The 24,548-nt window shown below is 71.5% G+C and carries 23 protein-coding genes; 12 read left to right on the plus strand and 11 right to left on the minus strand.

What is annotated here, in order from left to right; genetic code table 11:
* Window positions 1–30 precede the first annotated feature (30 nt).
* The 3 genes from ACP7BP_RS14650 to ACP7BP_RS14660 are packed head-to-tail and all read left to right on the plus strand — an operon-like array spanning window position 31 to window position 3,045.
* Entirely contained in the window at window positions 31–1,758 is a 1,728-nt protein-coding gene (locus ACP7BP_RS14650) for a sodium:solute symporter family protein (protein ID WP_426246221.1), read from the plus strand.
* A gap of 10 nt (window positions 1,759–1,768) precedes the next feature.
* The gene (locus ACP7BP_RS14655) at window positions 1,769–2,059 is read left to right on the plus strand and encodes a hypothetical protein (RefSeq protein WP_426245572.1); all 291 of its coding nucleotides are present in this window, start codon (window positions 1,769–1,771) and stop codon (window positions 2,057–2,059) included.
* Between the two features lie 38 nt (window positions 2,060–2,097).
* Window positions 2,098–3,045, plus strand: coding sequence for a glutathione S-transferase family protein (locus ACP7BP_RS14660; RefSeq protein WP_426245574.1), 948 nt, complete (start codon window positions 2,098–2,100; stop codon window positions 3,043–3,045).
* Here the strand turns inward: ACP7BP_RS14660 and ACP7BP_RS14665 are convergent.
* Genes ACP7BP_RS14665 through ACP7BP_RS14675 form a run of 3 tightly spaced genes read right to left on the minus strand, consistent with a single transcriptional unit; the run spans window position 3,005 to window position 5,704 of the window.
* Entirely contained in the window at window positions 3,005–3,715 is a 711-nt protein-coding gene (locus tag ACP7BP_RS14665) for a hypothetical protein (protein ID WP_426245575.1), read from the minus strand. The genes ACP7BP_RS14660 and ACP7BP_RS14665 overlap by 41 nt on opposite strands.
* A 19-nt stretch (window positions 3,716–3,734) precedes the next feature.
* Window positions 3,735–4,790 carry a family 43 glycosylhydrolase gene (locus ACP7BP_RS14670; RefSeq protein ID WP_426245577.1) on the minus strand — a complete coding sequence of 352 codons (1,056 nt, stop codon included), beginning with the start codon at window positions 4,788–4,790 and terminating at the stop codon, window positions 3,735–3,737.
* Complete coding sequence (locus ACP7BP_RS14675) at window positions 4,787–5,704, minus strand: cation diffusion facilitator family transporter (RefSeq protein WP_426245579.1); 918 nt, start codon at window positions 5,702–5,704, stop codon at window positions 4,787–4,789. The genes ACP7BP_RS14670 and ACP7BP_RS14675 overlap by 4 nt, the downstream gene beginning before the upstream one ends.
* A gap of 179 nt (window positions 5,705–5,883) precedes the next feature.
* Between ACP7BP_RS14675 and pdhA the strand changes: the two genes are divergently transcribed.
* From pdhA to ACP7BP_RS14695, 4 genes are all read left to right on the plus strand, one after another.
* A complete protein-coding gene (gene pdhA / locus ACP7BP_RS14680; RefSeq protein ID WP_426245581.1) occupies window positions 5,884–7,038 on the plus strand; it encodes a pyruvate dehydrogenase (acetyl-transferring) E1 component subunit alpha in 1,155 nt (384 codons plus the stop codon).
* Window positions 7,039–7,120: 82 nt separating this feature from the next.
* The gene (locus ACP7BP_RS14685) at window positions 7,121–8,104 is read left to right on the plus strand and encodes an alpha-ketoacid dehydrogenase subunit beta (protein WP_426245582.1); all 984 of its coding nucleotides are present in this window, start codon (window positions 7,121–7,123) and stop codon (window positions 8,102–8,104) included.
* A 25-nt stretch (window positions 8,105–8,129) separates the two neighbouring features.
* A complete protein-coding gene (locus ACP7BP_RS14690) occupies window positions 8,130–9,611 on the plus strand; it encodes a dihydrolipoamide acetyltransferase family protein (protein WP_426245584.1) in 1,482 nt (493 codons plus the stop codon).
* Window positions 9,612–9,674: 63 nt separating this feature from the next.
* Window positions 9,675–10,877: a protein kinase gene (locus tag ACP7BP_RS14695; RefSeq protein ID WP_426245586.1), complete on the plus strand. Its 1,203-nt coding sequence runs from the start codon at window positions 9,675–9,677 to the stop codon at window positions 10,875–10,877.
* Between the two features lie 75 nt (window positions 10,878–10,952).
* Here ACP7BP_RS14695 and ACP7BP_RS14700 read toward each other — a convergent pair whose 3' ends face one another.
* From ACP7BP_RS14700 to ACP7BP_RS14720, 5 genes are all read right to left on the minus strand, one after another.
* Complete coding sequence (locus ACP7BP_RS14700; protein WP_426245588.1) at window positions 10,953–11,591, minus strand: YceI family protein; 639 nt, start codon at window positions 11,589–11,591, stop codon at window positions 10,953–10,955.
* Window positions 11,592–11,681: 90 nt separating this feature from the next.
* Complete coding sequence (locus ACP7BP_RS14705; RefSeq protein ID WP_426245589.1) at window positions 11,682–12,659, minus strand: NAD-dependent epimerase/dehydratase family protein; 978 nt, start codon at window positions 12,657–12,659, stop codon at window positions 11,682–11,684.
* 65 nt (window positions 12,660–12,724) lie between these two features.
* The gene (locus tag ACP7BP_RS14710; protein ID WP_426245591.1) at window positions 12,725–14,203 is read right to left on the minus strand and encodes a M1 family metallopeptidase; all 1,479 of its coding nucleotides are present in this window, start codon (window positions 14,201–14,203) and stop codon (window positions 12,725–12,727) included.
* Window positions 14,200–14,619 (minus strand): hydroxyphenylacetyl-CoA thioesterase PaaI, encoded by a 420-nt coding sequence (gene paaI, locus ACP7BP_RS14715; RefSeq protein WP_426245592.1) that lies wholly within the window; start codon window positions 14,617–14,619, stop codon window positions 14,200–14,202. Before paaI ends, ACP7BP_RS14710 begins: the two co-directional genes overlap by 4 nt.
* A complete protein-coding gene (locus ACP7BP_RS14720; RefSeq protein ID WP_426245594.1) occupies window positions 14,616–15,173 on the minus strand; it encodes an RNA polymerase sigma factor in 558 nt (185 codons plus the stop codon). Before ACP7BP_RS14720 ends, paaI begins: the two co-directional genes overlap by 4 nt.
* A gap of 40 nt (window positions 15,174–15,213) precedes the next feature.
* On the opposite strand from ACP7BP_RS14720, the gene ACP7BP_RS14725 reads away from it, so the two are divergent.
* Window positions 15,214–16,626: a serine/threonine-protein kinase gene (locus ACP7BP_RS14725; protein ID WP_426245595.1), complete on the plus strand. Its 1,413-nt coding sequence runs from the start codon at window positions 15,214–15,216 to the stop codon at window positions 16,624–16,626.
* On the opposite strand, the gene ACP7BP_RS14730 is transcribed toward ACP7BP_RS14725, so the two are convergent.
* Window positions 16,623–17,282 carry a hypothetical protein gene (locus tag ACP7BP_RS14730; protein WP_426245597.1) on the minus strand — a complete coding sequence of 220 codons (660 nt, stop codon included), beginning with the start codon at window positions 17,280–17,282 and terminating at the stop codon, window positions 16,623–16,625. The two genes, ACP7BP_RS14725 and ACP7BP_RS14730, sit on opposite strands and share 4 nt — an antisense overlap.
* Before the next feature lie 105 nt (window positions 17,283–17,387).
* On the opposite strand from ACP7BP_RS14730, the gene paaN reads away from it, so the two are divergent.
* Window positions 17,388–19,058 (plus strand): phenylacetic acid degradation protein PaaN, encoded by a 1,671-nt coding sequence (paaN, locus tag ACP7BP_RS14735; protein WP_426245599.1) that lies wholly within the window; start codon window positions 17,388–17,390, stop codon window positions 19,056–19,058.
* Between the two features lie 63 nt (window positions 19,059–19,121).
* On the opposite strand, the gene ACP7BP_RS14740 is transcribed toward paaN, so the two are convergent.
* Window positions 19,122–19,556, minus strand: a complete 435-nt coding sequence (locus tag ACP7BP_RS14740) for a MarR family winged helix-turn-helix transcriptional regulator (protein WP_426245601.1) — start codon at window positions 19,554–19,556, stop codon at window positions 19,122–19,124.
* Between the two features lie 93 nt (window positions 19,557–19,649).
* Here ACP7BP_RS14740 and ACP7BP_RS14745 point away from each other — a divergent pair, with 93 nt between their 5' ends.
* On the plus strand, window positions 19,650–20,858 hold the full coding sequence (locus ACP7BP_RS14745) for an MFS transporter (protein WP_426245602.1): 1,209 nt from the start codon (window positions 19,650–19,652) through the stop codon (window positions 20,856–20,858).
* Here the strand turns inward: ACP7BP_RS14745 and ACP7BP_RS14750 are convergent.
* Complete coding sequence (locus ACP7BP_RS14750) at window positions 20,783–21,943, minus strand: PucR family transcriptional regulator (RefSeq protein WP_426245603.1); 1,161 nt, start codon at window positions 21,941–21,943, stop codon at window positions 20,783–20,785. The genes ACP7BP_RS14745 and ACP7BP_RS14750 overlap by 76 nt on opposite strands.
* An 86-nt stretch (window positions 21,944–22,029) precedes the next feature.
* On the opposite strand from ACP7BP_RS14750, the gene ACP7BP_RS14755 reads away from it, so the two are divergent.
* Together ACP7BP_RS14755 and ACP7BP_RS14760 are read left to right on the plus strand one after the other, a co-directional pair.
* Entirely contained in the window at window positions 22,030–23,124 is a 1,095-nt protein-coding gene (locus tag ACP7BP_RS14755) for a ferredoxin reductase (RefSeq protein WP_426245604.1), read from the plus strand.
* 27 nt (window positions 23,125–23,151) lie between these two features.
* Window positions 23,152–24,387 (plus strand): fatty acid desaturase family protein, encoded by a 1,236-nt coding sequence (locus ACP7BP_RS14760; RefSeq protein WP_426245606.1) that lies wholly within the window; start codon window positions 23,152–23,154, stop codon window positions 24,385–24,387.
* Window positions 24,388–24,548: the final 161 nt, after the last annotated feature.

Consider the following 24,548-nt stretch of genomic DNA (forward strand, 5'->3'; position numbering starts at 1 on the left):
ACGACACTTTCGGTGACCGCAGAGGTCTCCGTGATGGCCAACACCCTCATCGACGCGGACTTCGTCGACTACCTGATCGTCGCCATCTACTTCGTGGCGGTGCTCGGCATCGGGGTGCTGGCCCGCAGGCACATCTCGCACTCCGTGGACTTCTTCCTCTCCGGCAGGTCGCTGCCGGCCTGGGTGACCGGCCTGGCCTTCATCTCGGCCAACCTCGGTGCCGTCGAGATCATGGGCATGTCCGCGAGTGGAGCAGAGTTCGGGCTGCCGACGGTCCACTACTTCTGGATCGGCGCGATCCCGGCGATGCTCTTCCTCGGCGTCGTGATGATGCCGTTCTACTACGGCTCCAAGGTGCGCTCGGTCCCCGAGTTCATGCACCGCCGGTTCGGGACCGGCGCCCACCTGGTCAACGCGATCTCCTTCGCGGTGGCCCAGCTGCTGATCGCGGGCATCAACCTGTTCCTGCTCGGCTCGATCATCCGTGCCCTGCTCGGCTGGTCGCTCTGGGTGGCGCTCATCGTGGCGGCAGCCATCGTGCTCTCCTACATCACCCTGGGCGGTCTCAGCGCGGCCATCTACAACGAGGTGCTCCAGTTCTTCGTGATCGTGGCCTCGCTGGCGCCGCTCACCCTGATCGGGCTGCACCGGGTCGGCGGGTGGGACGGGCTGACCGAGAAGATAACCGCGGCCGCATCGAGCAACCCCGACGGACCAACCGCCGCCGACCAGCTCAACTCGTGGCCCGGCAACGCCCTGTCGGGCTTCAGCTCCGACATCTGGTCGGTCGTGGGCATCGTCTTCGGCCTCGGTTTCGTCCTCTCCTTCGGCTACTGGACGACGAACTTCGTCGAGGTCCAGCGGGCCATGGCGTCCAACTCGATCTCAGCGGCCCGCAAGACGCCGGTCATCGGTGCCTTCCCCAAGATGTTCGTACCGTTCATCACGATCGTCCCGGGCATGATCGCCGCGGTCCTGGTCACGGAGATCGCCGACGTCAAGGCCGGCCAGTCGGTCGCCGGCGGCGCGTCCGGGGAGGGCGTGGCCTACAACGACTCCCTGCTCTACCTGATGCGCGACCTGCTGCCCAACGGGCTGCTGGGGCTGGCGATCGCGGGCCTGATGGCCGCGTTCATGGCCGGCATGGCCGCCAACATCTCGGCGTTCAACACCGTCTTCAGCTACGACCTCTGGGAGCGCTACGTCATCAAGGAGCGTGACGACGACTACTACCTGAAGATCGGTCGACTTGCGACGGTCGGGGCCACCGTCGTCGCCATCTTCACCGCGTCGCTGGCGTCGAACTTCTCGAACATCATGAACTACCTCCAGACGCTGTTCGGCTTCTTCAACGCTCCGCTCTTCGCCACGTTCATCCTGGGCATGTTCTGGAAGCGGATGACACCCACAGCCGGGTGGGTCGGCCTGGTCGCCGGCACGGCCTCGGCGGTCCTGGTGGCCTTCCTGTCCGAGGACGCCTTCGGCTCCGCCAGCACGGGCGTCATCCCCATCGGGGGACAAGGCGCGGCGTTCCTGGCAGCCTCGACGGCGTTCGTGGTCGACGTCGCGCTCAGCATCGCCGTCTCCATGGTCACCAGGCCGAAGCCCGTCTCGGAGCTGGTGGGCCTCGTCTACTCCGAGACGCCGAAGGAGCAACGCACCGACCCCGAGGAGCACACCTTCCCGTGGTACCGCCGCACCGTCCCGCTCGCCGGGGTGGCGCTGGTGATGGTCATCATCTTGAACGCGGCGTTCTGAGGAGGAACGGATGTCTGAACAGAGCACTCCCGACCGCGGCACCGCTCCCGAGGGCGGCACCCGCACCGCCGGTGCCCTCGACGTACGCAACATCATCGGCGGCCTGCTGTCGATCTACGGCGTGATCCTGCTGGTGATGGGCATCTTCGGCGACACCGCGCCGGAGAAGACCGGCGACATCAACGCGAACCTGTGGGCCGGGATCGCACTGCTCGTCGTCGGGGTCGGCTTCCTGGCCTGGGCGAGGATCCGGCCCATCGTCGTGAAGGGTCCGGCCTCCGGGCAGTCCACCACTGGTTGAAAGTTGAACTTCTGTCGCGGGTCTGGGACAATGGAGGTATGGCCGACCGCGACGCAGACCTGACCCCGAAGTACGTCGAGGCCGACGGCTTCGACCGGGACATGAACTACCTTCCGGACCGGATCACCCGCGACGGCGCCGACGGCTGGCCGGTCGAGCCCGGGCGCTACCGCCTGATCGCGGCGCGTGCCTGCCCCTGGGCGAGCCGGGCCATCATCGTCCGCGAGCTGCTCGGCCTGGGCGACGTCATCTCGCTGGGCACGCCCGGCCCGACCCACGACGTCAACAGCTGGACCTTCGACCTCGACCCCGGCGGGCGCGACCCGGTGCTCGGCATCGAGCGGCTCCAGGAGGCCTACTTCGCCCGGGTTCCCGACTACCCGCGCGGCATCACGGTGCCCGCGATCGTCGACGTCCCGAGCGGCAAGGTCGTCACCAACGACTTCCCCCAGATCACCGAGGACCTCTTCTTCGAGTGGCGGAAGTTCCACCGTCCCGACGCCCCGGACCTGTGGCCCGCCGACGTCCGTGCCGAGATGGACGAGGTGATGCAGCGCATCTTCGAGGGTGTCAACAACGGTGTCTACCGCTGCGGCTTCGCCGGGTCCCAGAGGGCGTACGACAGGGCGTACGCGCAGGTCTTCGAGACCCTGGACTGGCTCGAGGAGCGGCTGGCCGACCGCCGCTACCTGATGGGGGACACCATCACCGAGGCCGACGTGCGGCTGTTCACCTCGCTGGTCCGCTTCGATCCCGTCTACCACGGGCACTTCAAGTGCAACCGCAACAAGCTCAGCGAGATGCCGGTGCTGTGGGCCTACGCCCGCGACCTCTTCCAGACGCCCGGCTTCGGCGACACCGTCGACTTCGACCAGATCAAGAAGCACTACTACGTCGTGCACTCGGACGTGAACCCCACCGGCATCGTGCCCGGCGGCCCGGACCTCAGCGGCTGGACGACCCCCCACGGGCGCGACCGGCTCTGACGGAACGCCCCGGCCCGACAGTGTCGGGTCGCGCGTTCCGGCTGGCGTCGTAGGCCGACGCACGGGCGGACGCCAGCCAGTCGGGCACGAGCCGCCACCCCCGGGGGTGGTGCAGCACCGGGTCGAAGTCGACGGGCTGCACGCGCGGGCCCTCCACGACCAGGGCGCCGGTCTGCAGGTCGCCGTGGCGACCGACCACCCGCACGCGAAGGCGAACCGGCAGCCGGTGGGCGAGAGCGCGTACGTCGGGGGACGGCAGGCCCGGGTCGGCCGTCTCCATCAGCACCTGCGCCCGGGCACCGTCCTCGGACTCCCACGCCATCAGGGAGGAGAGCCGAGCCGTGCTCCAGGACGCGACCGGCCACAGGACGAGCCGTCGCCATCCGTCGAATCCGGCGCAGGTGGCGGCGAGCACGTCGACCGGCTCCCCGTCTACCTCGAGGCGCAGCCCCACCCCGAGGATGTCAGGCAGGTCGCCGGGCGTGCCGAGGGCCTTGGACAGCCGCACCAGGCAGGCGTGCTCCCCGGTCGGCAGGGGACCCTCGCCCGTGAGGTGCAGCCGGGCCGCGAAGGCGATCCCGCGCGGGTGGAACATCCGGGCCCGGCGCAGCCGGGAGCCGAGCCAGTAGGGCGCGCGGACCAGCGAGTCGACGAGGTGAGTGGTGGGCATGCCGAGCGGTACCCGACGGTCAGGGCTTCATCCACTCCGCGACCGACGGCAGCCCTGCGGTCCAGCGCAGCCGGGCGGCGTACATCGACCGCACCGCGCGCTGCCGCTCGCGCTTGGACCAGTCGAAGCCGCTGCCGCACGGCCGTGGCTTGCGGTGGCAGGTCCAGCCGTGGAGGAAGATCCGCTGGCGACCGCCGGGGCCGTCTGCGAGATCGGCCCCGCCTGGGCCGCACAGCCGGGTGCTCGCCGCGTCGAGCAGCACTCCGGACTGAGCCACGCTCCAGTCGAGCAGCGAGGCCGAGCGGTACCACAGCGTGCGGTAGGCGCACCGCGTGTAGTCGCCCTCCGACAGCAGCATCACCCAGCCCTCCGGGCGGTGGATCAGCACCGGGTTCTCGACCACGCCCGGCGAGCGCAGCAGCTCCTGGCTGACGGTGCCGGTGCGGATCCGGCGGCCGTTGCTGCTCAGCTGGACGATCCGGATGGACGAGGGGATCCGGTCGGTCTTGTAGAGCAGGAAGCGGGCGCCTGAAGGGTCGACGTACACGGACGGGTCGATGGTGCCCGCCCGCGGCAGGGTGGGGTCGCGAGGCAGCAGCTGGTCCTGGGCGGCCGGCACGTCGGCGTACGCCGGACACACCAGGGGAGCGCTGCCGACCGGGACGAACAGGCGCTGCGGCGACCGCGACCGCGCCACCCCGGTGCAGCGCCCGGACTCGCCCAGGCCCGCGACGGGCGCGGAGAAGTAGAGGAGCCACCAGCCGCCGACCCGCTGGATGTCAGCGGCCCAGACGTCGCCGGGTCGCGCCCATCCGGGGAGCCGGCGCAGCGCCGGGCCGCCCTCGGACCAGGTGCCCTTCGACGTGCGGGTCCAGGCGCGCGGCGCCCGCTCGCCGGTGGCGACCCCGACGTAGCCCTTGCCGAAGCGCTCGACGGCGGGGTCGGCGAAGTTGCCGTGCAGGATCGGTCGCGGCGACCAGCGCGACTCCGCCACGGCGTCCGCCGGCGCGGTCGGCGCGAGCAGGGTCACGAGCAGTGCAAGGGCGCCCAGGGCGCCACCCATCAGCCGCCTCACCAGTCGGTCTTGCCGCAGTCGGAGGCATCGGTCTCGACTTGGAGGGTGGCGTGCTCGACGCCGTAGCCCTCCATGAGCACGACGCGCGCCGCGCTCAGCACGTCGTCCACGTCGGTGGCCGGCGCCGAGAGCAGGTGCGCGGTGGCGACGTTCATGCCGGAGGTCAGGGTCCACACGTGGAGATCGTGCACCTCGCGTACGCCGGGGACGCGGCACAGCGCCGACTCGACCTCGGCGGGTACGACGCCCGCCGGCGCATGCTGGCCCAGCACCGCCAGCACCTCCCGGCCCAGCATCACCGCGCGCACCGCGACGAACGCCGCGATCGCCAGCGCCACCACGGTGTCCCACCAGCTGTCGCCGGTCAGGGCCACCAGGAGTCCCGCGGCGATCACGCCGACCGAGCCCACCGTGTCGGCGACCACCTCGAGGTAGGCGCCCTTGACGTTGAGGCTCTCTCCCGCACCGCCGCGCAGGAGCACCAGCGCCACCATGTTCACGAGGAGCCCGAGCGTGCCGACGACCAGCAGCGGCCCGGCATCGACCTGGGCGCCCTCGCCGATGCGGGCGATCGCCTCCCACGCGACGTACGCCGCGGCCCCGAGCATCAGCAGCACGGTCAGCCCGGACGCGAAGACCTCCGCGCGGTAGGAGCCGAACGTGCGCAGCCCGCTGCTGTCGGCGCGGGTGGCGATCCGGGTCGCCGCGAGCGCCGCCCCGAGGGCCACCACGTCGGCGGCCATGTGGCCGGCGTCCGAGAGCAGCGCCAGCGAGCCGGAGAGCAGGCCGAAGACCAGCTCGACGAGGAAGAAGGCGGCGACCAGGCCGAACGCGACACCGAGCCGCCAGCGGTGCCGACCCCCCGCGTGACCGGTCGGGGGCGGGCCGTGCCCATGCCCGTGTCCGACGCCCATGGTGGTCACCCTAAGGGTCCGCGGGTAGCCGGATTGGCGGCCCGGGGAACCTCGCCGGTAGGTTTGGTCACCCCGGACCTGTGGTGGCGGTCACACCCCGACTGGCACCCTGTCCGGTGCAGGTGCAAGGTGGCGGAGCGGCGACCCCGCGCTGCCCCGGTGACACGAAGGAGCCCACGTTGAGCCACCACGGATTCGGCCCCGACCTCGCGGAGGTCTTCGGGCCCTCGCAGCAAGACGGCGGACCAGAGCTCGTCCAGCTGCTGACCCCCGAGGGTGAGCGCGTCCACCACCCGGAGTTCGACCGCGATTTCAGCGCGGAGGAGCTGCGCGGCTTCTACCGCGACATGGTCCTGACCCGACGCATCGACACCGAGGCCACCGCGCTCCAGCGCCACGGCGAGCTGGGCATCTGGGCCCAGCTGCTCGGCCAGGAGGCGGCGCAGATCGGCGCCGGCCGCGCGCTGCGCCCACAGGACTACGTGTTCCCGACCTACCGCGAGCACGGCGTCGCCTACTGCCGTGGCGTCGACCCGCTCGACCTGCTCGGACTGTTCCGGGGGGTCGACCACGGTGCGTGGAACCCTAACGACAACAACTTCGGGCTCTACACCATCGTCATCGGCGCCCAGGCCCTGCACGCCACCGGTTACGCCATGGGCATGCAGCGCGACGGCGTCGTCGGCACCGGCGACCCCGAGCGCGACGCCGCGGTGATCGCACACTTCGGTGACGGCGCCAGCAGCCAGGGCGACGTCAACGAGGCGTTCATCTTCGCCGCGTCCTACAACGCTCCCGTGGTGTTCTTCTGCCAGAACAACCAGTGGGCCATCTCCGAGCCCATCGAGCGGCAGAGCCGGATCCCGCTCTACCAGCGTGCCCTGGGCTTCGGCTTCCCGGGCGTGCGCGTCGACGGCAACGACGTGCTCGCGACGTACGCCGTCACGCAGGCGGCGCTGCAGCGGGCCCGGGACGGCCAGGGCCCGACGTTCGTGGAGGCCTACACCTACCGGATGGGCGCCCACACGACCACCGACGACCCGACCCGCTACCGGCTCTCCGACGACGTCGAGAACTGGAAGCTCAAGGACCCCATCGCCCGGCTCGAGGCCTACTTGCGCCGCAACGGCCTGGTCGACGACGCGTTCATCGACGCGCTCAAGGTCGAGGCCGACGAGCTCGGCCACTACCTGCGCGAGGGCTGCAAGGCGCTGCCCGACCCGTCGCCGCTGAGCATGTTCGACCACGTCTACGCCGAGGAGACCGAGGAGATCGCCGCCCAGCGCGCGGGCTACGCGGCGTACTTGGAGTCGTTCGAGGGGAGCCACTCGTGAGCGAAGCGAGAGACCGCATCGGTCTGCACCCGAGTAGGGACCGTGAGTGTGCGGTCGAACTGCGAGTGAACGGAACACGGGGATGAGCACGCAGAAGATCACTCTCGCCAAGGGCCTGAACATGGGCCTGCGCAAGGCGATGGAGGACGACCCCAAGGTCCTCATCATGGGCGAGGACGTCGGCAAGCTCGGCGGCGTCTTCCGGATCACCGACGGCCTGCAGAAGGACTTCGGCGAGGACCGCGTCATCGACTCGCCGCTGGCGGAGTCCGGCATCGTCGGCACCGCGGTCGGCATGGCGCTGCGCGGCTACCGGCCCGTGGTCGAGATCCAGTTCGACGGCTTCGTCTACCCGGCGTACGACCAGATCGTGTGCCAGGTCGCGAAGATGAGCTACCGCTCCAAGGGCCGCTCGAAGATGCCGATGGTCATCCGGATCCCGTTCGGCGGCGGCATCGGCGCGGTCGAGCACCACTCGGAGTCGCCGGAGGCGCAGTTCGCGCACACTCCCGGGCTCAAGGTCGTGGCGTGCTCCAACCCGGTCGACGGCTACTGGATGATCCAGCAGGCGATCGCCAGCGACGACCCGGTGATCTTCCTCGAGCCCAAGCGGCAGTACCACGCCGACAAGGCCGAGCTCGACGAGTCGGCCACCCCCGACCCGCTCTTCACCAGCCGCATCGTCAGGGCCGGCACCGACGCCACCGTGCTCGCCTACGGTCCCACGGTCAAGACGGCGCTCAAGGCCGCCGACGCCGCCGCCGGGGAGGGCAAGTCGCTCGAGGTCATCGACCTGCGAACCCTCTCCCCGCTCGACATGGCCCCGGTCTTCGAGTCCGTGCGCCGCACCGGCCGCGCGGTCATCACCCACGAGGCGCACGTCAACCTCGGCATGGGTGCCGAGGTGTCGGCCCGGATCACCGAGGAGTGCTTCTACTCCCTGGAGGCCCCGGTGCTGCGCGTGGGCGGGTTCGACACGCCCTACCCGGCGTCTCGGATCGAGGAGGACTTCCTCCCCGACCTGGACCGCGTGCTCGACGCCGTCGACCGCTCGCTCGACTTCTGAGACTCGACCTTTCTGAGAGGGCCACATGTCCGAGTTCAAGCTGCCCGATGTCGGTGAGGGCCTCACCGAGGCCGAGATCGTGACCTGGAAGGTCAAGGAGGGCGACACGGTCGAGATCAACGACATCATCGTCGAGATCGAGACCGCCAAGTCCCTGGTCGAGCTGCCTTCGCCGTACGCCGGCACCGTGCTGTCGCTGATGGTGTCGGAGGGTGAGATGGTGCCCGTCGGCACCCCGATCATCTCGATCGGCGACCCCGCCGAGGCCACCGCTCCGGCGCCCGCCGCCGCTCCCGCGCCCGAGATGGAGATCGACCTGTCCAACCCGGCAGCCAGCGGCAGCGCCGAGGGCGAGTCCCTGGTCGGCCGGATGAAGGCCGACCGCGGCCCGCTGCGCCGGGCGCGCAAGGGCTCGGCGTCGCCGTCGACGGAGTCTGCCGCGGCCACCCAGATGCAGGTCCAGGGGGCCTTCGCGCCCGGTGGGGCGCAGAGCGAGCCGGTCGTCGAGTCCGACGAGCCCGCCGTGCCCGCCACGTCGGCGCGTCCGCGGAGCAGCGAGCCGCCCGCGCCGGCCCTGGTGCCGTCGCGCGCCCAGACCCCGGCGGAGGTGCGTGTGCTGGCCAAGCCGCCGGTGCGCAAGCTGGCCAAGGACCTCGGCGTCGACCTCGCGACGCTGACCGGCTCGGGAGCAGGCGGCGTGATCACCCGCGCCGACGTCGAGGCCGCCGGCTCGCGTGCCGCAACGTCATCCGGTGGGAGCCGCCCGGAGCCCCGTCCGTATGACGTCCCGGCCGGCCAACGCGAGACCCGCGAGCCGATCAAGGGTGTCCGCAAGATGATGGCCGGCGCGATGGTCGACTCCGCCTTCACCGCTCCCCACGTCACCGAGTGGATCACCGTCGACGTCACCCGCACCATGGAGTTCGTCGACCGGGTGCGGCAGCGGCGTGAGTTCAGGGACGTCAAGGTCAGCCCGCTGCTCGTGCTCAGCCGTGCCGCCATCCTCGCGATGCGGCGCACTCCGGAGATCAACTCCTTCTGGGACGAGCAGGCGCAGGAGGTCGTCCTCAAGCACTACGTCAACCTCGGCATCGCGGCCGCGACCCCCCGCGGGCTCGTCGTACCCAACGTCAAGGACGCCGACTCCCTCGACCTGCTCGACCTGGCTGGGGCGCTCAACCAGCTCACCGCCACGGCTCGCGAGGGCCGGACCCAGCCTGCCGAGATGAGCGACGGCACCTTCACCATCACCAACGTCGGAGTCTTCGGCGTCGATGCCGGCACCCCGATCATCAACCCCGGCGAGTCGGCCATCCTGTGCTTCGGGGCGGTGCGCAAGCAGCCCTGGGTGGTGCAGAACGACGGGGTCGACGAGATCGTGCCGCGGCAGATCACGACGCTCGCGCTGTCCTTCGACCACCGGCACATCGACGGTGAGAAGGGGTCGCGCTTCCTCTCCGACGTGGCCGGCATCCTCGAGGATCCCGCGTCGGCCCTGCTGTTCTGAACCGTCCGTTCACCTGGGCGGCACCCGACGTTTGCAGGTGTCGGTGGCGGGTAGGACCGGGTGGTGAGCGCTGCGCCCCAGGTCTATCCGCACAGCGGTGAGGAGATCGGACCCTTCCGGATCACGCACGTGCTGGGTGGCGATGCCGCGGGAGCGGTCTACGGCGCCACGCCCAGCCGACCGGGGGGCAGCGTCCACGCCGACGTGGCCCTGCGGGTCGTGCCCCCGCACCTCTCCGGTGACCGGGGCTTCCGGGTGCGCTTCGCGCGTGAGGCGCGGGCGATGGTCACGCTGGAGTCCGGCAACCTGGCCCGCGTCTACACCTTCGGCGAGGACCGCGGCCGCCTCTACCTCGCCAGCCAGCTCACCCGCGACGCCGACCTCGGCACGGCGCTGCGCACCCGCGGCGCCCCGCCGCTGGGCGTGGCGCTCGACCTGGTGTGCGACATGGCTGCCGGCCTCGCCGACCTGCACCTCGCGGGTCTCGTGCACCGCGACATCCAGCCCGCCAACGTGCTGCTGCGCGAGCGCCCCGACGGGGTGACCGCCTACCTCGCCGGCCTGGGCTCGTCGCCGGCGGCCGAGCCGGGCCCGCTGGACGCCGCGTGGGACGTCCGCACCCTCGGCTGGTTGCTGTGGACGACCCTGACCGGCCTCGCGCCGTACGCCGGGCCGGTGCGACAGCTGGCCGGCGACTCGCCGCAGGTGCTGCACGTCAACCACGTGCTGCGCACGGCCCTGGCCGCCCACCCCGCGCTGGCCTACCCCTCGGCGGCCGCGCTGCGTGACGACCTCCGCCTGGCCGGCTCGCTGCCCGGGCCGTCGTGGCTGGTCGCGACGCCCCTCGCGCGGCGTCGTCGCGGCCGGGCCGCCGCCGTGGTCGCGGCCGTGGTCGCGGCCCTCGCGCTGGGCGTCGGTGGCGCGGTGTGGGCGGGCGCGGCGATGCGTGGCGACCAGGCCGCCGCGCAGCCTGCCGCGGGTGAGCCGGCCCGCGTCGCCTGGTCGGACGCCGACGAGCGGCGTGCCGTCGCCAGCATCGCCGCGGCCTTCGACGGACAGCTCCTCGTCGGCCCGGCGCGCGCCACCTGCATCGCCGAGCGGTGGGTGGCGTCGGTGGGCGTCGGCGCGCTGGTCGAGGCGCGGTTCCTGGACGAGCGGATGGTCTTCTACGACCGGGACCTCGCCACGGTCGACCCGGAGGTCAAGACCGCTCTGGGCGAGGCGACGAGCGAGTGCCTGGTGTCACGCACGAATCAGCGCCCCTGACCCCCGGCAGGCCGCACCCGACCGGGTGCGGCCTGCGGGTCACGGCGTTCGCGAGCGGCTGCCGTGCGGAGTGCGTCAGGCGTTCTTGATGGCGGAGACGTCGAAGTCGAGCTTGATCTTCTCCGACACGAGCACGCCACCGGTCTCGAGGGCTGCGTTCCACGCCAGGCCCCAGTCCTTGCGGTTGATCGTGGTGGCGCCCTCGAACCCGAGCCGGGTGTTGCCGAAGGGGTCGGTCGCGGACCCGGTCTGCTCGAACTCGATGGTCACCGGCCGGGTGACGTCCTTGATGGTGAGGTCGCCGGTCACGGTCCAGGTGTCGCCTTCGCGGGCCACCTTGGTGGACTGGAAGGTGAGCTCGGGGAACGTCTCGACATCGAAGAAGTCGGCCGAGGCCAGGTGGCCGTCACGATCCGGGGAGCCGGTGCTGATGCTGGCCGCCTTGATGGCCAGGTGGACGTGGGAGTTGGCCGGGGTGGCGGTGTCGACCAGCGCCGTGCCGGTGAAGTCGGGGAAGGTTCCGCGGACCGTCGTGACCATCGCGTGCCGCGCCGAGAAGCCGAGGCGGGAGTGGGAGGCGTCGATGGTGTAGTCACCGGCGATGTCGTTGAGGACGGCGGTGGGCGCACCGAAGGCGCTGGGAGCGGCCACCGGGCTCTTCGGGGTGGTGACGGCGGTGGGTCGGGCGGCGGGCTTGCGGGAGAAGAGACGCATGAGGAGCTCCAGGATCAGTCGAGGTGAATGAATCTTCAACTAACCGAACCACGCGACTCCCGGTTGTATTCCGCGACGGCGGATCCTGACTTACCGGGTGTGCCAGGCGGCCAGCACTCGCGCCTCCACCTCCGAGGAGATGCCCGTGCGCGCCGCACCGGGGGTCTCCTGCAGCCAGGCAAGCGTGTCCCGGGTGGTGTCGGCGACCGACCGCACTCCCAGCCCCGCCTCGAAGGACGGCGTGGGGTCGTGGGCGGTCATCCCGTCGTACTCCGGGCGGGGCAGCCAGAGCGGGATGCCGTCGTCGCCCGACCACGGCTGCACGCCCTGGTCGCCCAGGAACCCCTGGTCGACCCACGTGAACGAGCCGTCGAACCCCGTCCCCTCGGCCGCCTGGGCGAGCAGCTCGCCGATGCCGAGGATCTCTCCGACGCCGTCGTAGGTGCCGGTACGGCGTGACTCGGCGCTGTCGACGATCCAGCCCGCCAGGTCGCGGACGTCGATGATCTGCACCGAGTCGTCGGGCGAGCCCGGCGCCAGCACCTCGCCGCCGCGGTCGAGCCGCCAGGGCCAGTAGGTGAACCTGCCGGTGCCGTCGCCGGGCCCGACGATGAGCCCGGGCCGGATGACCATGCTGGACGCGGTGCCTTCGGTCACGATCTGCTCGCAGGCGACCTTCATCGCGCCGTACGCCTCGGGGCTCGACGCCGGGTCGAGGTCCTCGGTGATCGGCTCGTGCAGCCGGGACGTGGCGGGGGTGCCGGGCAGGTGGTTGTCGGGGTAGACGTTGATCGTGGAGACGAACACCCAGTGCGCATCGGGCACTGCGGCGACGGCGCGGCGTACGTGCGACGGCACCCGGCTGACGTCGACGACGGCGTCCCAGCCGGTCCCGGTGACGTCGGGCGGGGCGTCGTCGGCGCGATCCCACACGATCAGCTCGGCACCGTCGGCCACCTCGCCGGAGACGCCCCGGCAGGCACAGGTCACGTCGTGGCCCCGGCCGAGCGCCTCCGCGGCCACAGCGTGGGAGAGGAACTGGGTGCCACCGAGCACGAGGAGTCGCATGGCACTCACCCTCACCGTGCGGCCCCGATCTCAGCAAGGGAGTTCGCTACGGGCGGACGGTGCGGCTACCCGGCGGTCGGCTCCGGCATGGTGCGTCCCATGATCCAGCTGTCGAAGAACGACGAGAGCTCGAGCCCGGTCGCCCTCTCCCAGTGGTCGTAGAGCTGCTCCCGGCCGGCGGAGGTGCCGGCGTTGTCGTCGAGCCAGCTGCGGGCGACCGCCCAGAACTCGTCCTCGCCGACGCGCTTGCGCAGCTCGTCCCACATCAGCGCGGGGCAGTAGTAGATGTTGCTCGCGCCGAAGCCGGCCGCGTTGTAGGCACCGGGCGGCCCGTCGCCCGGCAGCGACGCGCGGCAGGCGCCGGCGTAGTCAGCCAGCTCCTCCGCGACGGGTACGCCGGCCAGGTCGGCCTCGTAGCCGGCTTGGAGGTACATCGTCATCCCCTCGTTGAGCCATACGTCGCGCCAGTCGGAGGGGCTGACGATGTCGCCGTACCACTGGTGCGCGATCTCGTGCATGATCACCGGCTCCGAGAGCACGTAGTCGCCGGTGCCCAGGGTGACCATCGTCTGCGTCTCCATCGCGCTCACGGCATCGGTGACGACCAGACCGAGGGTGCTGAAGGGGTAGGGGCCGAGCCTCTCCTCGACCCAGTCGACGGCGTGCGGCGCCTTGCGGAGCAGGGGCAGCGCCTCGGGGAGGCCGCGGGGATACCAGTAGTCGATCGTCAGGCCGCTGCTGGTGGTGTCCGCCGAGTGCTGGTAGTCGCCCACCGCCATCGTCGTGAGGTACGACGACGCCGGGGTGTCGAGGTGCCAGCGCGTGGTGGTGCGTCCCTTGTCGGTCACGGACTCCACGAGCTCTCCGTTGGCCACGCCGGTGAAGGGCGCGTCGGTGGTGATCGTGAAGTCGTAGAGCGCCTTGTCGGCCGGCTGGTCGTTGACGGGGTACCACGTGTAGGCGCCGAACGGCTCCTGCATCGTCCAGAGCTCCCCGGCGTCGGTGACGGTCATGCCGGTGACCGAGAAGTCCGCGCGACGGGTGGGCGCGGGCACCGGCGCGGGCTCGCCGCGGTAGGTCACGACGAGCTCGTACTGCTGGTCGCCCGTGACGGGCGCGTCGACGACGAGGTCCTTGCCGGGATGGCTGAACGGCACGTCTGCTCCGTCGAGCGTGACGCTGCGGGGCTTCAGGCTGGGGCCCAGGTCGAGCTGGAGGCGCGGCGCGTCGGTCGTGGCGCGCAGCGTGATGGTGGCGGTGCCGTCGAGGCGCCGCCGCGTGGGTGACCAGGCGAGCTCGAGGTCGTAGTGGAGTGCGTCGACCCCGGGGTCACCGGCGTCGGGATAGACGCTGTCCTCGACCGGCGTGCTGCGGGCGGCGTCGAGGTCGGCCGCGGCTGCCGCCGGATCTGCCGGCTGGGGGGCGGCGGTGGGCGAACCCCCGGCCGGGCGGCCACCGTCGGAGTCGTCGGGCTCCGACCCGTCGCCGGAGCACCCCGTGGCGAGCAGGAGCACGACGGCCAGGGCCGCCGGTGTCGTCCTCACGCCGGCTCCTCCGGCAGCCGGGTCGCGTGACCCTCGAACGTGGCGACCAGTCGGTCGCCGGCGCGCACCTCGACGTCGTACACGCCGCGCCGGCCGTCGTGGGACCGCTCGACCGCCGTCGCGGTGAGGACGTCGCCGAGCCGCACCGGCGCGTGGAAGCGGATCGACGCGCTGTGCGCCACCGTGGCCGGGCCGTGGGAGTTGCAGGCGAACGCGAAGGTCGAGTCGGCCAGGGTGAAGGTGATGCCGCCGTGGCCGATGCCGTGACCGTTGACCATGTCGTCGCGCACCGGCATGGTCATCTCGGCCCGCCCGGGAGCCACCGAGACGAGCGACATGCCGAGCGCCTGCGAGGTGCGGTCGTTGTCCCACATCCGGCGCATGTGGTCGGGGCCCGGAAGATCGGCCGGGGTCATGCGTCGCCCCTCAGCAGCGGGCGCGCCAGCTTGCGGCCGGTGTGGATCTGGGCCTTCACGGTGCCGAGCGGCAGGTCGAGCAGCGCCGCGATCTCGTCGTACGCCATGCCGTAGACGTCGCGGAGGAGCAGTGGCTCGACGAGCTGGGGGTGGTCGCCCTCGATGCTCTCCATCGCGTCCAGCAGGTCGAGCCGGGTGCCGGCGATGACGCTGGTCGTGCGCGGGTCGGGGCGGTCGAGCGGGAGCACGTCGGAGGGGATCGCCTGGTTCTTGAGCTTTCGGTACGTCGTCCGGGCACTGTTGAGGGCCACGACGTGCAGCCAAGTGGTGAACCGGCCGCGACCGTGCCATGAGCCGATCTTCGTCGCGACGCTCAGCAGTGCCTCCTGGCAGGCGTCCTCGGCGTCGGAGGAGTAGGGCAGCACGCCGCGGCAGATGGCCAGCGTGCGCGGCGAGACGACCGCCAGCAGCGAGTCGAGCGCGTCGCGGTCGCCGTCCTGGGCGCGGCGCGCCAGGTCGTCGATCTCGTCAGGTGTCGCGGCCGCTGCCCGCATGGCTCACCCCTCCCCGTGGTCTCTGCAAGATAATGCAACCGTGCCCCCTCCCTCGCGTCTCGGTCGCTACCCGGTGCGTCACCGCATCGGCGCGGGCGGCTTCGCCACGGTGTGGCTGGCCTACGACGAGCAGCTCGACAGCGACGTCGCGATCAAGGTCCTCGCCGACAACTGGGCCGCCGACCTGCATGTGCGGCAGCGGTTCGTCGACGAGGGTCGCTTCCTGCGCAAGGTCGAGTCGCCGCACGTGGTGTCGGTCTTCGACGCCGGCGAGCTCGACGACGGCCGGCCCTATCTGGTGATGACGTACGCCGACCAGGGCACGCTCGCCGACCGGCTCGAGATCGACCCGCTGAGCCCGGCGGACGCGCTCGACGTGGTCCGCCAGGTCGGCGACGGGCTGCACGCCCTGCACGTGCGCGGCATCCTGCACCGCGACGTGAAGCCGGCCAACGTCCTCTTCCGCACCGGGGCCGACGGCGAGGTGCGGGCGATGGTGGCCGACCTCGGCCTGGGCAAGACCCTCGACATGTCGTCGCGCCTCACGATGATCGCCGGCACCCCCTCGTGCGTCGCGCCCGAGCAGGCGCGAGGCGAGGGGCTCGACGCGCGCGCCGACCTCTACTCCCTGGCTTCGCTCACCTACCTCCTTCTCAGCGGCCGCGCGCCCTATGCGCACGCGTCCCTCGCGGCGGCCGCGGAGCCCGGGCCGCCGGCGCCGATGGGTGAGGTGGTGCCGGTCGAGGTCGACGCGGTCGTGCGCCGCGCGCTGGCGCCCGTGCGGGAGGACCGCTTCCTCGACGTGCCGTCGTACACACGCGCGCTCGAGGAGGCGTACGGCGACCGCGCACCGTCGTCGACGCCCGACTGGCCGGCTGCCCGTCGCGAACCGACCCAGGTGGTGCCGGTGACGCCCGAGCCGACCGCGACCCGACGCGGGCACGGTCCGGTCCGGGTGATTGCCGCGCTGGTGGTCGCGCTCGTCGTCGGCGTCGCCGGCGGCTACGGCGGGCACCGCTTGAGCCACCGCACGGTCGAGGTCGTGGACGACCAGGGCACGCTGTCCGTGCGGGTGCCAGCCTCGTGGACCGGGGTCTCGGCAGGTGACGGCTGGACCCCGCCCGGTGCGAACACCGACCAGCCCGCGCTGTCGGTGGGCACCCGCGCCGGCTGGCGCCAGGACGGTCAGGGGGTGTTCGTCGGGCTGCTGGCCGGCCGGTCGCTGCCCACGACGGTCCCGCGGCACCCGGAGTGCGGCGAGCGCCGCCCGGTGGTCGAGGACACGGTCGACGGCGACGACCTGCGTACCGTCGTGCACGTGGACTGTCCCGGGGTGGTGGTCGAGCGCGTGGTCCAGGTGACCACCGACCGGCTGCTGTGGATACAGGTGCGCAGCGACGACCGGGGCACCGCCAACCGGGTGCTGGACTCGGTCGACACCAGCGGGCTCTAGCGCCTCGCCCCGAGCCGGGCCTCGATGCCGTTGCCGACCCGGATGACCATGTCGAGGAGGCCGACCTCGTCGCGCTCGCGGCCGTTGGCGGCGATCTCGACGAGGGCCTCCGAGGAGTCGGGATCCTTGATCCACCGCAGGTTGCCGTAGCGGGTCAGCCCGTTGTCGACGTAGACGATCTGGATGCTCGTGTCGGTCTCGTGCACGAGCCGGAAGTCCTCGGTGACGACCTTCAGGTCGGCGATGCGCTGGGACTTGATGGCGTCGATCGTCTGGTTCTGGCTGCTCACCTTCTCGATCCGCAGCAGGAAGGTGTTGCGCCGGTTGCCCGGCACCACCCACTTGGCCTCGGCCTCGGTGGTGTCGATCCGCAACCAGTCGCGCGGGGCCACCACCGGGATCTCGAAGCCGTTCGCTCCGATCGTCTGCTCGACGTACTTGAGGCCCGGCTGGAGCGCCGCGGACTCGGTGTCCGGGCGCAGCGGCAGCGGCGGGTCCACGGGCACCGAGGGCGAGACCGCAGGCACCGGTGCGGTCACGTCGCGACCCGGGTCGGCCCGGGCCATCGAGAGGAGCACGCCGCCCACCGCACCGGCCACCAGTGCGGCAGCGGCCGCGACCCACAGGCCCAGTGTCCCGACCACTGCTCCCCGCATCCCGCCACCCTAGTTCTCCGACGACGGTCGCCCGTCGCGCGACGCGGCGTGTGACGGGTGCGTGCCAGTCTTGCGCGCCGGTGTTACACGGGGGAGGCTTGGCCCATGACGTCTGCCGCCGACCTGTTCGCCACCCACCGCACCCGCCTCGACGAGGCCGTCCAGGCCTGCGCCAGCCGCGGCTACCACTCGGCGTTCGACGAGTCGCCGTCTCCCCGCGTCTACGGCGAGGAGGCCGCGGCGCAGGGCAAGGCGGCGTACGACGCCTGGCTGGGCACCGACTTCCCGATCCGGACGCCGGGCAGCGAGGGCACCGTCGCGACCGAGCGGTCGCCGTACGGCGTCGATCTCGCGGTGCGGTATCCCCGGGTCAAGGACGTCGACGCGCTGATGGCCGCAGCGCGGGCCGGGATGAAGGGCTGGCGCGACGCCGGACCCGAGGGCCGCACCGGCGTCTGCCTCGAGATCCTGCACCGGCTGCACGGGCGGGTCTTCGAGCTCGCCAACGCCGTCCAGCACACCAGCGGGCAGGCGTTCGTGATGGCGTTCCAGGCCGGCGGCGCGCACGCGCTCGACCGGGCGCTCGAGGCGGTCGCCTACGCCTACACCGAGATGACCCGGACCCCGGCCACCGCGCGCTGGGAGAAGCCCGGCAAGCACCCGATCGCGATGGAGAAGACGTTCACCGTGGTGCCGCGCGGCGTCGCGCTCGTCATCGGCTGCAACACCTTCCCGACGTGGAACTCCTGGCCCGGGCTCTTCGCCAGCCTCGTCACCGGCAACCCGGTCGTCGTCAAGCCGCACCCCGGTGCCGTGCTGCCGCTGGCGATCACCGTGCAGGTGTGCCGTGAGGTCCTCGAGGAGTGCGGCTTCGCGCCCGACCTCTTGACGCTCGCTGCCGAGGACCCCGCCGACAAGCTGGCCGCGACGCTGGCGATCCGGCCCGAGGTCAGGCTCATCGACTTCACCGGCGGCAACGCCTTCGGCGACTGGCTCGAGGACAACGCCCGCCAGGCGGTCGTCTTCACGGAGAAGGCCGGCGTCAACACCGTGGTCGTCGACTCCACCGACAGCTTCAAGGCCATGTGCCAGAACCTGGCGTTCTCGTTCGCGCTCTACTCCGGCCAGATGTGCACCGCGCCGCAGAACGTCTACCTGCCCACCGACGGCATCGAGACCGACGAGGGCCACAAGAGCCTCGCCGAGGTGGGCGCGGGCATCGACGCCGCCTTCGGCAAGCTGCTGGGCGACGACGCCCGCGCGGTCGAGCTGCTCGGCGGCGTCGTCAACGGTGCAGTCCTCGACCGTCTCGCCGACGCACCCGGCACGGGCGAGGTGCTGGTCGCCTCGCGCGAGATCACCCACCCGTCGTACGCCGACGCGACGGTGCGCACGCCGACGTTGATCGCCCTCGACGCGGCCAAGGACGCCGAGGTCTACGAGACGGAGTGCTTCGGGCCGGTGGCCTACCTCATCGGCACCGACGGCACCGACGCCTCGATCGCGCTCTTCCGCGACACCGTGCAGCGCCACGGCGCGATGACGGCCTCCGTCTACTCCACCGACGGCGGTGTCGTCGAGCAGATGCGTGAGGCCGCGCTCGACGCCGGAGTGGCGCTGAGCGAGAACCTGCTGGGCGCGGTCTTCGTCAACCAGTCGGCGGCGTTCTCAGACTTCCACGGCACGGGCGCCAACCCGGCCGCCAACGCGTCGTACACCGACGGCGCCTACGTCGCCTCGCGCTTCCGCGTCATCCAGTCGCGCCGGCACGTCTGAGCCGCGCGCCGGGTCGCGTGCCGCGGTTGACGTACGGCGCGCGGGGCCGCGCACGCGACCGGCTCAGCCGGTGACGGCCCTGACGAGGCCGGCGAGTTCCGGCGTCGCCTCGGCCTCCTCCAGCGCCTGCTGGAGCACCCGGTCGTGCACCGGCCGGGCCTTCTCGAGCGCGGCGCGACCGGCGGGCGTCAGCTCGGTGTAGATGCCCCGGCGGTCGTCGGCGCAGAGGATGCGGGCGAGCAGGCCACGGTCCTCGAGCCGGTTGACCAGCCGGGTGCTGGCGCTGGGGGAGAGGGCCGCCGCCCGGGCCAGCTGTGACATCCGCAGGTGGAAGCCGTCCTGGCGGGCCAGGGCGTCGAGCACGGTGAACTCGACGACAGACAGGCCGTGGGCGTCGGACAGTGCCTTCTCGAGGCGTGCCTCGATCATCTGGTGCAGCGCCGCGAGCGTGCGCCAGCCCTCCGCACGCACCTCGACGGCCTCGTCACTGATGCCCATGCCTGCCACTATACGTGCGTTTGCAATATAAAGCGTGTGCAACTAGCGTCGAGTGCAAGTAGTTGGAAGCCGCATCTGGAAGAAGGAAACACCATGAAACCCGGACTGCTCGCCCTGGCCATCGGTGGCTTCGGCATCGGTCTCACCGAGTTCGTGATCGCCGGGCTCCTTCCCGAGGTCGCCGCCGACTTCGCGGTCAGCGAGTCCACCGCCGGCTGGCTGATCTCGGGCTACGCGCTCAGCGTCGCGGTCGGCGCGGTGCTGCTGACCGCCGCCGTCACCCGGCTGCCGCGCAAGCAGGTGCTGCTCGGCCTGATGGTGCTCTTCATCGTCGGCAACCTGGTCAGTGCCCTGGCCACGACGTACGACGCGATGCTTCTCGGCCGCATCATCGCCGCCCTGTGTCACGGCGCCTTCTTCGGCATCGGCTCGGTCGTCGCGGCGGACCTCGTCGAGCCCGAGGAGCGGGCCGGCGCGATCGCGCTGATGTTCGCCGGGCTCACCTCGGCGAACGTGCTGGGCGTCCCGGCCGGAACCTTGCTGGGCCAGCAGCTCGGCTGGCGCTCGACGTTCTGGGCGATCACGGCGATCGGCGTCGCCGCCTTCGTGGCCATCGCCCTGCTCGTCCCGGCCGTACGCCGCGGCCCGGTGCCGCAGCTGCGACGAGAGATCGCGGCGTTCGGCAGCGGCCAGGTGTGGCTGTCCCTGCTCGTCACGGTGCTCGGCTTCGGCGGCATGTTCGGCGCGTTCACCTACATCGCGTTCACGCTCACCTCGGTCAGCGGGTTCGCGGCCGGCTGGGTGCCGTGGCTACTGGTGCTGTTCGGCGCCGGCCTCTTCATCGGCAACCTGCTCGGGGGCCGCTTCGCCGACCGGCACGTCGCCCGCACGCTCTACGCCGTGCTGGTCGGGCTCGTGGTGGTGATGGTGCTCTTCGCGCTGACGGCGTCCTCCCAGCCGCTGACCGTGGCCTCCCTGGTGCTGATGGGCGGCTTCGGGTTCGCCACCGTGCCGGGCCTGCAGATGCGCATCATGCACTGGGCCGGCGAGGCGCCCACCCTGGCGAGCGGCGCCAACATCGCGGCGTTCAACGTCGGCAACGCGCTCGGGGCCTGGCTCGGCGGCCTGACCATCGCCGCCGGCCTCGGCTTCACCTCCCCGATCTGGGTCGGCGCCGTCCTGGCCCTGGCCGCGCTGCTGGTGCTGGGCTTCGCGGAGTGGCGCGCTCAGGCGAGCGCGACCGTGAGCTCCAGCAGCGTGTCGGGGTCGTCGAGCGCGTCGCCGTACGCCTCGCGCAGCTGACCCATGCGGTAGCGCACGGTCTGCGGGTGCACGAAGAGCACCAGGGCGATCTCCTCCCGACGGCCGTGGTGCAGCAGCCAGGCGCGCAGGGTCTCGGTGAGCTTGTCGCGGGTGCTCGGCCGTAGGTCGGCCAGCGGGGCGAGGGCGCGCCGGCGCAGGTCGGCGAGCGCCTCCGGGTCGGCGCCGACGACCAGGTCGACCAGCCGCGCCTCGGTGTCGACCGGCGCCCGGCCGGTCGAGGGCAGGTCGAGCGCCCGGACCGCCCGCAGGTACGACGCCCGCACCTCCTGCCACGGTCGCTCCGGCCCGGCGACGGCGTGCCGACCGGCCAGGATCTCTAGCAGCCGGGTACGCGACGGACCGCCCAGCTCAGCCACGAGCAGCACCGCCCAGCCGTCGGGCAGGCTGGGCGTCGCCTCTGTGGGGTGCAGGGTGCGGCTGTCGACCAGTCCGAGCACCGGCCGGAGCTGCGCCTGCGGCAGCAGCACGGCGGTCAGGGTGCGTGGCGGCTTCCAGTCGGCGCGCTCGGCCGCCTGGTCGAGCGCCTCGGGGGTGTCGCCGCGCAGCAGCGCCTGGCCGAGCTGGTCGAGGCGCTGGTGAAGCACCCGGCCCGTGGTCTCCAGCTCGTCGGCGTGCCCGGCGACGCTCGCCGCCGAGAGCTCGTCGATGTAGGCGAAGACGAGCTCGGCGAACGACGCCAGCACGTCGGCCTCCACGCCCGTCTCGACCGCCTTGGCCGACAGCTCGCGCCAGGCCACCCGGGCGCCCACGCGGTAGGCGGCGAGGAGGGCGTCGGCGGAGCGGCCGCTGCGGGCCTCGCCCCGACCCAGCGCGTAGGCGCCGTCGAGGGCGGGCGTGAGCGGGGTCCCCGGGTCGCTGCTCGAGCCCCGGGCGGCCAGCCGCAGGAAGCCGGCCAGCGCCATCTGCACGGCGTTCTCGATGTTGGCGCCGAGCGGACCGCCGAACTCGCGGGTGTAGGCGGGCACCTCGTCGCGCACGGCGTCGATGGTGTGGGTGGCGACCTCGGGCAATTGGTCGCGCAGTACCTCGATGAGGCGGAGGTCCAGCCGGGGTCCAGCGGCCATTGTTTGTCTCCTGCGAACAGTTTTCGGCGAAAGGTTCACGCCGACTGGTCAGGGTTTCATCCTAGAAGTCAGACACTATGGTTGTCATGAGCCCGAGCCTTCGCGATCGCGTGACCCGCGTCGTCGAGGCCGCCACCACCCCGCTGGTGCCGGCCGACTTCCTCGACCTCTTCGCCCCCCTCCGATCGGGCGCTGACCTGCGCGGACGCATCGTCTCGGTCCAGCCCGAGACCGCCGACGCGGCCACCATCGTCATCCGCCCGGGTGCCGACTGGGCCGGTCACGAACCCGGGCAGTACGTCCGCATCGGCATCGACGTCGACGGCGTACGCCTCTGGCGCGCCTACTCGCTCACCCACGGGCCACGTCCCGACGGGCTCATCTCCATCACGGTCAAGGCCGTCCCCGACGGCAAGGTGAGCAACCACCTCGTGCACCGCTGCCAGGTCGGCACGCTCGTGCACCTCGAGCAGGCGGCCGGCGAGTTCGTGCTCCCGACCGAGGGCGGCAAGCTGCTCTTCGTCACCGCGGGCTCCGGCATCACGCCGGTGATCGGGATGCTGCGCAACCTCTTCCCGTCCACCGACGACGGTGTGCTGCGGCTCCCGCGCAGCGCCGACTACGACATCGTCGTGGTGCACGTGGCCCCCACGCGCCCCGACTCGATCTTCATCCGTGACCTCGAGGCCCTCGACGCGGCCGGCGCGATCTCGCTGGTGGCGCGCTACGACGACGTGCACGGCCTCATCGACGTCGACCGGCTCACCGAGCTGGTGCCCGACCTCGGAGCCCGTACGACGTTCGCCTGCGGCCCCGCCGGCCTGCTCGACGCCCTGGCCGCCCACCACGAGCGCGCCGGGCTGGAGCTGTTCACCGAGCAGTTCCGCACCGCCCGCATCCCGGCCGGCGAAGGCGGCACCGTCACCTTCCTGCGCGGAGCGCGGGAGGTGGTGGCCGACGGCGCCACCCCGATCCTCGACGCGGCCGAGTCGGCCGGCGTGCTCATGCCGAGCGGCTGCCGGATGGGCATCTGCTTCGGCTGCGTCCTGCCGCTGCGTGAGGGCAGCGTGCGCGACCTGCGCAACGGCGAGGTCACCACCGCCGTCCCCGGCGAGAGCAACGACATCAAGATCCAGACCTGCATCAGCGCCGCAGCCGGCGCCTGCCGCATCGACCACTGACCGCATCCGCACCCGAAGGAGACGCACATGACTGCCATCCAGAAGAAGGCCGACAACCCGATCGCGCACCTGACTCGTGCCGACATCGAGCAGATCGGCATCGAGCTCGACGCGATCCGCCAGGAGGTCATCGAGTCCCGTGGCGCCTCCGACGCGGCGTACATCCGCGGCATGATCAAGACCCAGCGCTCCCTCGAGCTCGGCTCGCGCGCGGTGCTGCTCTTCAGCATCTTCCCGCCGGCGTGGCTGGTCGGCACGGCCGGGCTGAGCCTGGCCAAGATCCTCGACAACATGGAGATCGGCCACAACATCCTCCACGGCCAGTGGGACTGGATGCGCGACCCGAAGATCCACTCGACCACCTGGGAGTGGGACTCCGCGACCCCCGCCGAGCAGTGGAAGCACAGCCACAACGAGGTGCACCACGCCTACACCAACGTCATCGGCAAGGACAACGACCTCGGCTACGGCATCATGCGCGTCGACGAGGACCAGCCGTGGGTGCCCTTCCACCTGGCCCAGCCGGTGTGGAACTTCATCAACGCGCTGTTCTTCGAGTACGGCATCGCCGCCTACGACCTCGAGCTCGGTGCGGCCACCAAGAAGGGCACAACCAAGACGCCGGAGTTCCGGAAGAACCTCAAGGGCGTGCTGAAGAAGGTTCGTCGCCAGGTCACCAAGGACTACGTCGTCCACCCGGCGCTGTCGCTGGCGACCGGCTCGTTCCTGTCGACCATGCTCGCCAACTTCACCGCCAGCACGATCCGCAACCTGTGGAGCCACTCGATCATCATGTGCGGCCACTTCCCCGAGGGTGTCGAGACCTTCGAGCGCCGTTCGATCGAGGGCGAGACCAAGGGTGACTGGTACATCCGCCAGATGCTCGGCTCGGCCAACATCTCGGGCTCGAAGACCATGCACATCCTCTCCGGCAACCTCTCGCACCAGATCGAGCACCACCTGTTCCCGGACCTGCCGTCGAACCGGTACGGCGAGATCGCGCCGAAGATCCAGGCGCTGTTCGAGAAGTACGGCCTCAACTACTGTGCCCGGCCGCTGGTGCCGCAGGTCTACTCCGCCTGGCACAAGGTCGTGCGGCTCTCGCTGCCCAACGGCTGGCTGGCCACCACCAAGGTCGGCAACGCCCCCCAGCAGCTCGCGAAGCTCTACAAGATGTCCACCGGCACCCCCAAGGTGCGCCGCGCCATCCAGGCCAGGCTCACCCAGGAGGCCCGCCGCGTGGAGGAGTCCGCCGCAGCCTGAGCCCCCGTCGTACACCCGAGAACGCCGCCCTCCTACACGAGGGCGGCGTTCTTGCGTTCGACGCCACGTCGTCCTCGGGGGTGGCTGTTTCGGGACGTAGGTCCTCGATCGTCGCCCCTTCACGTCCGAAGGGGTGGCACGGCCGTCATTCGGCAACGAGC

This window comes from Nocardioides sp. LHG3406-4 (assembly GCF_049897745.1).
In the GTDB taxonomy this organism is placed as follows: domain Bacteria; phylum Actinomycetota; class Actinomycetes; order Propionibacteriales; family Nocardioidaceae; genus Nocardioides.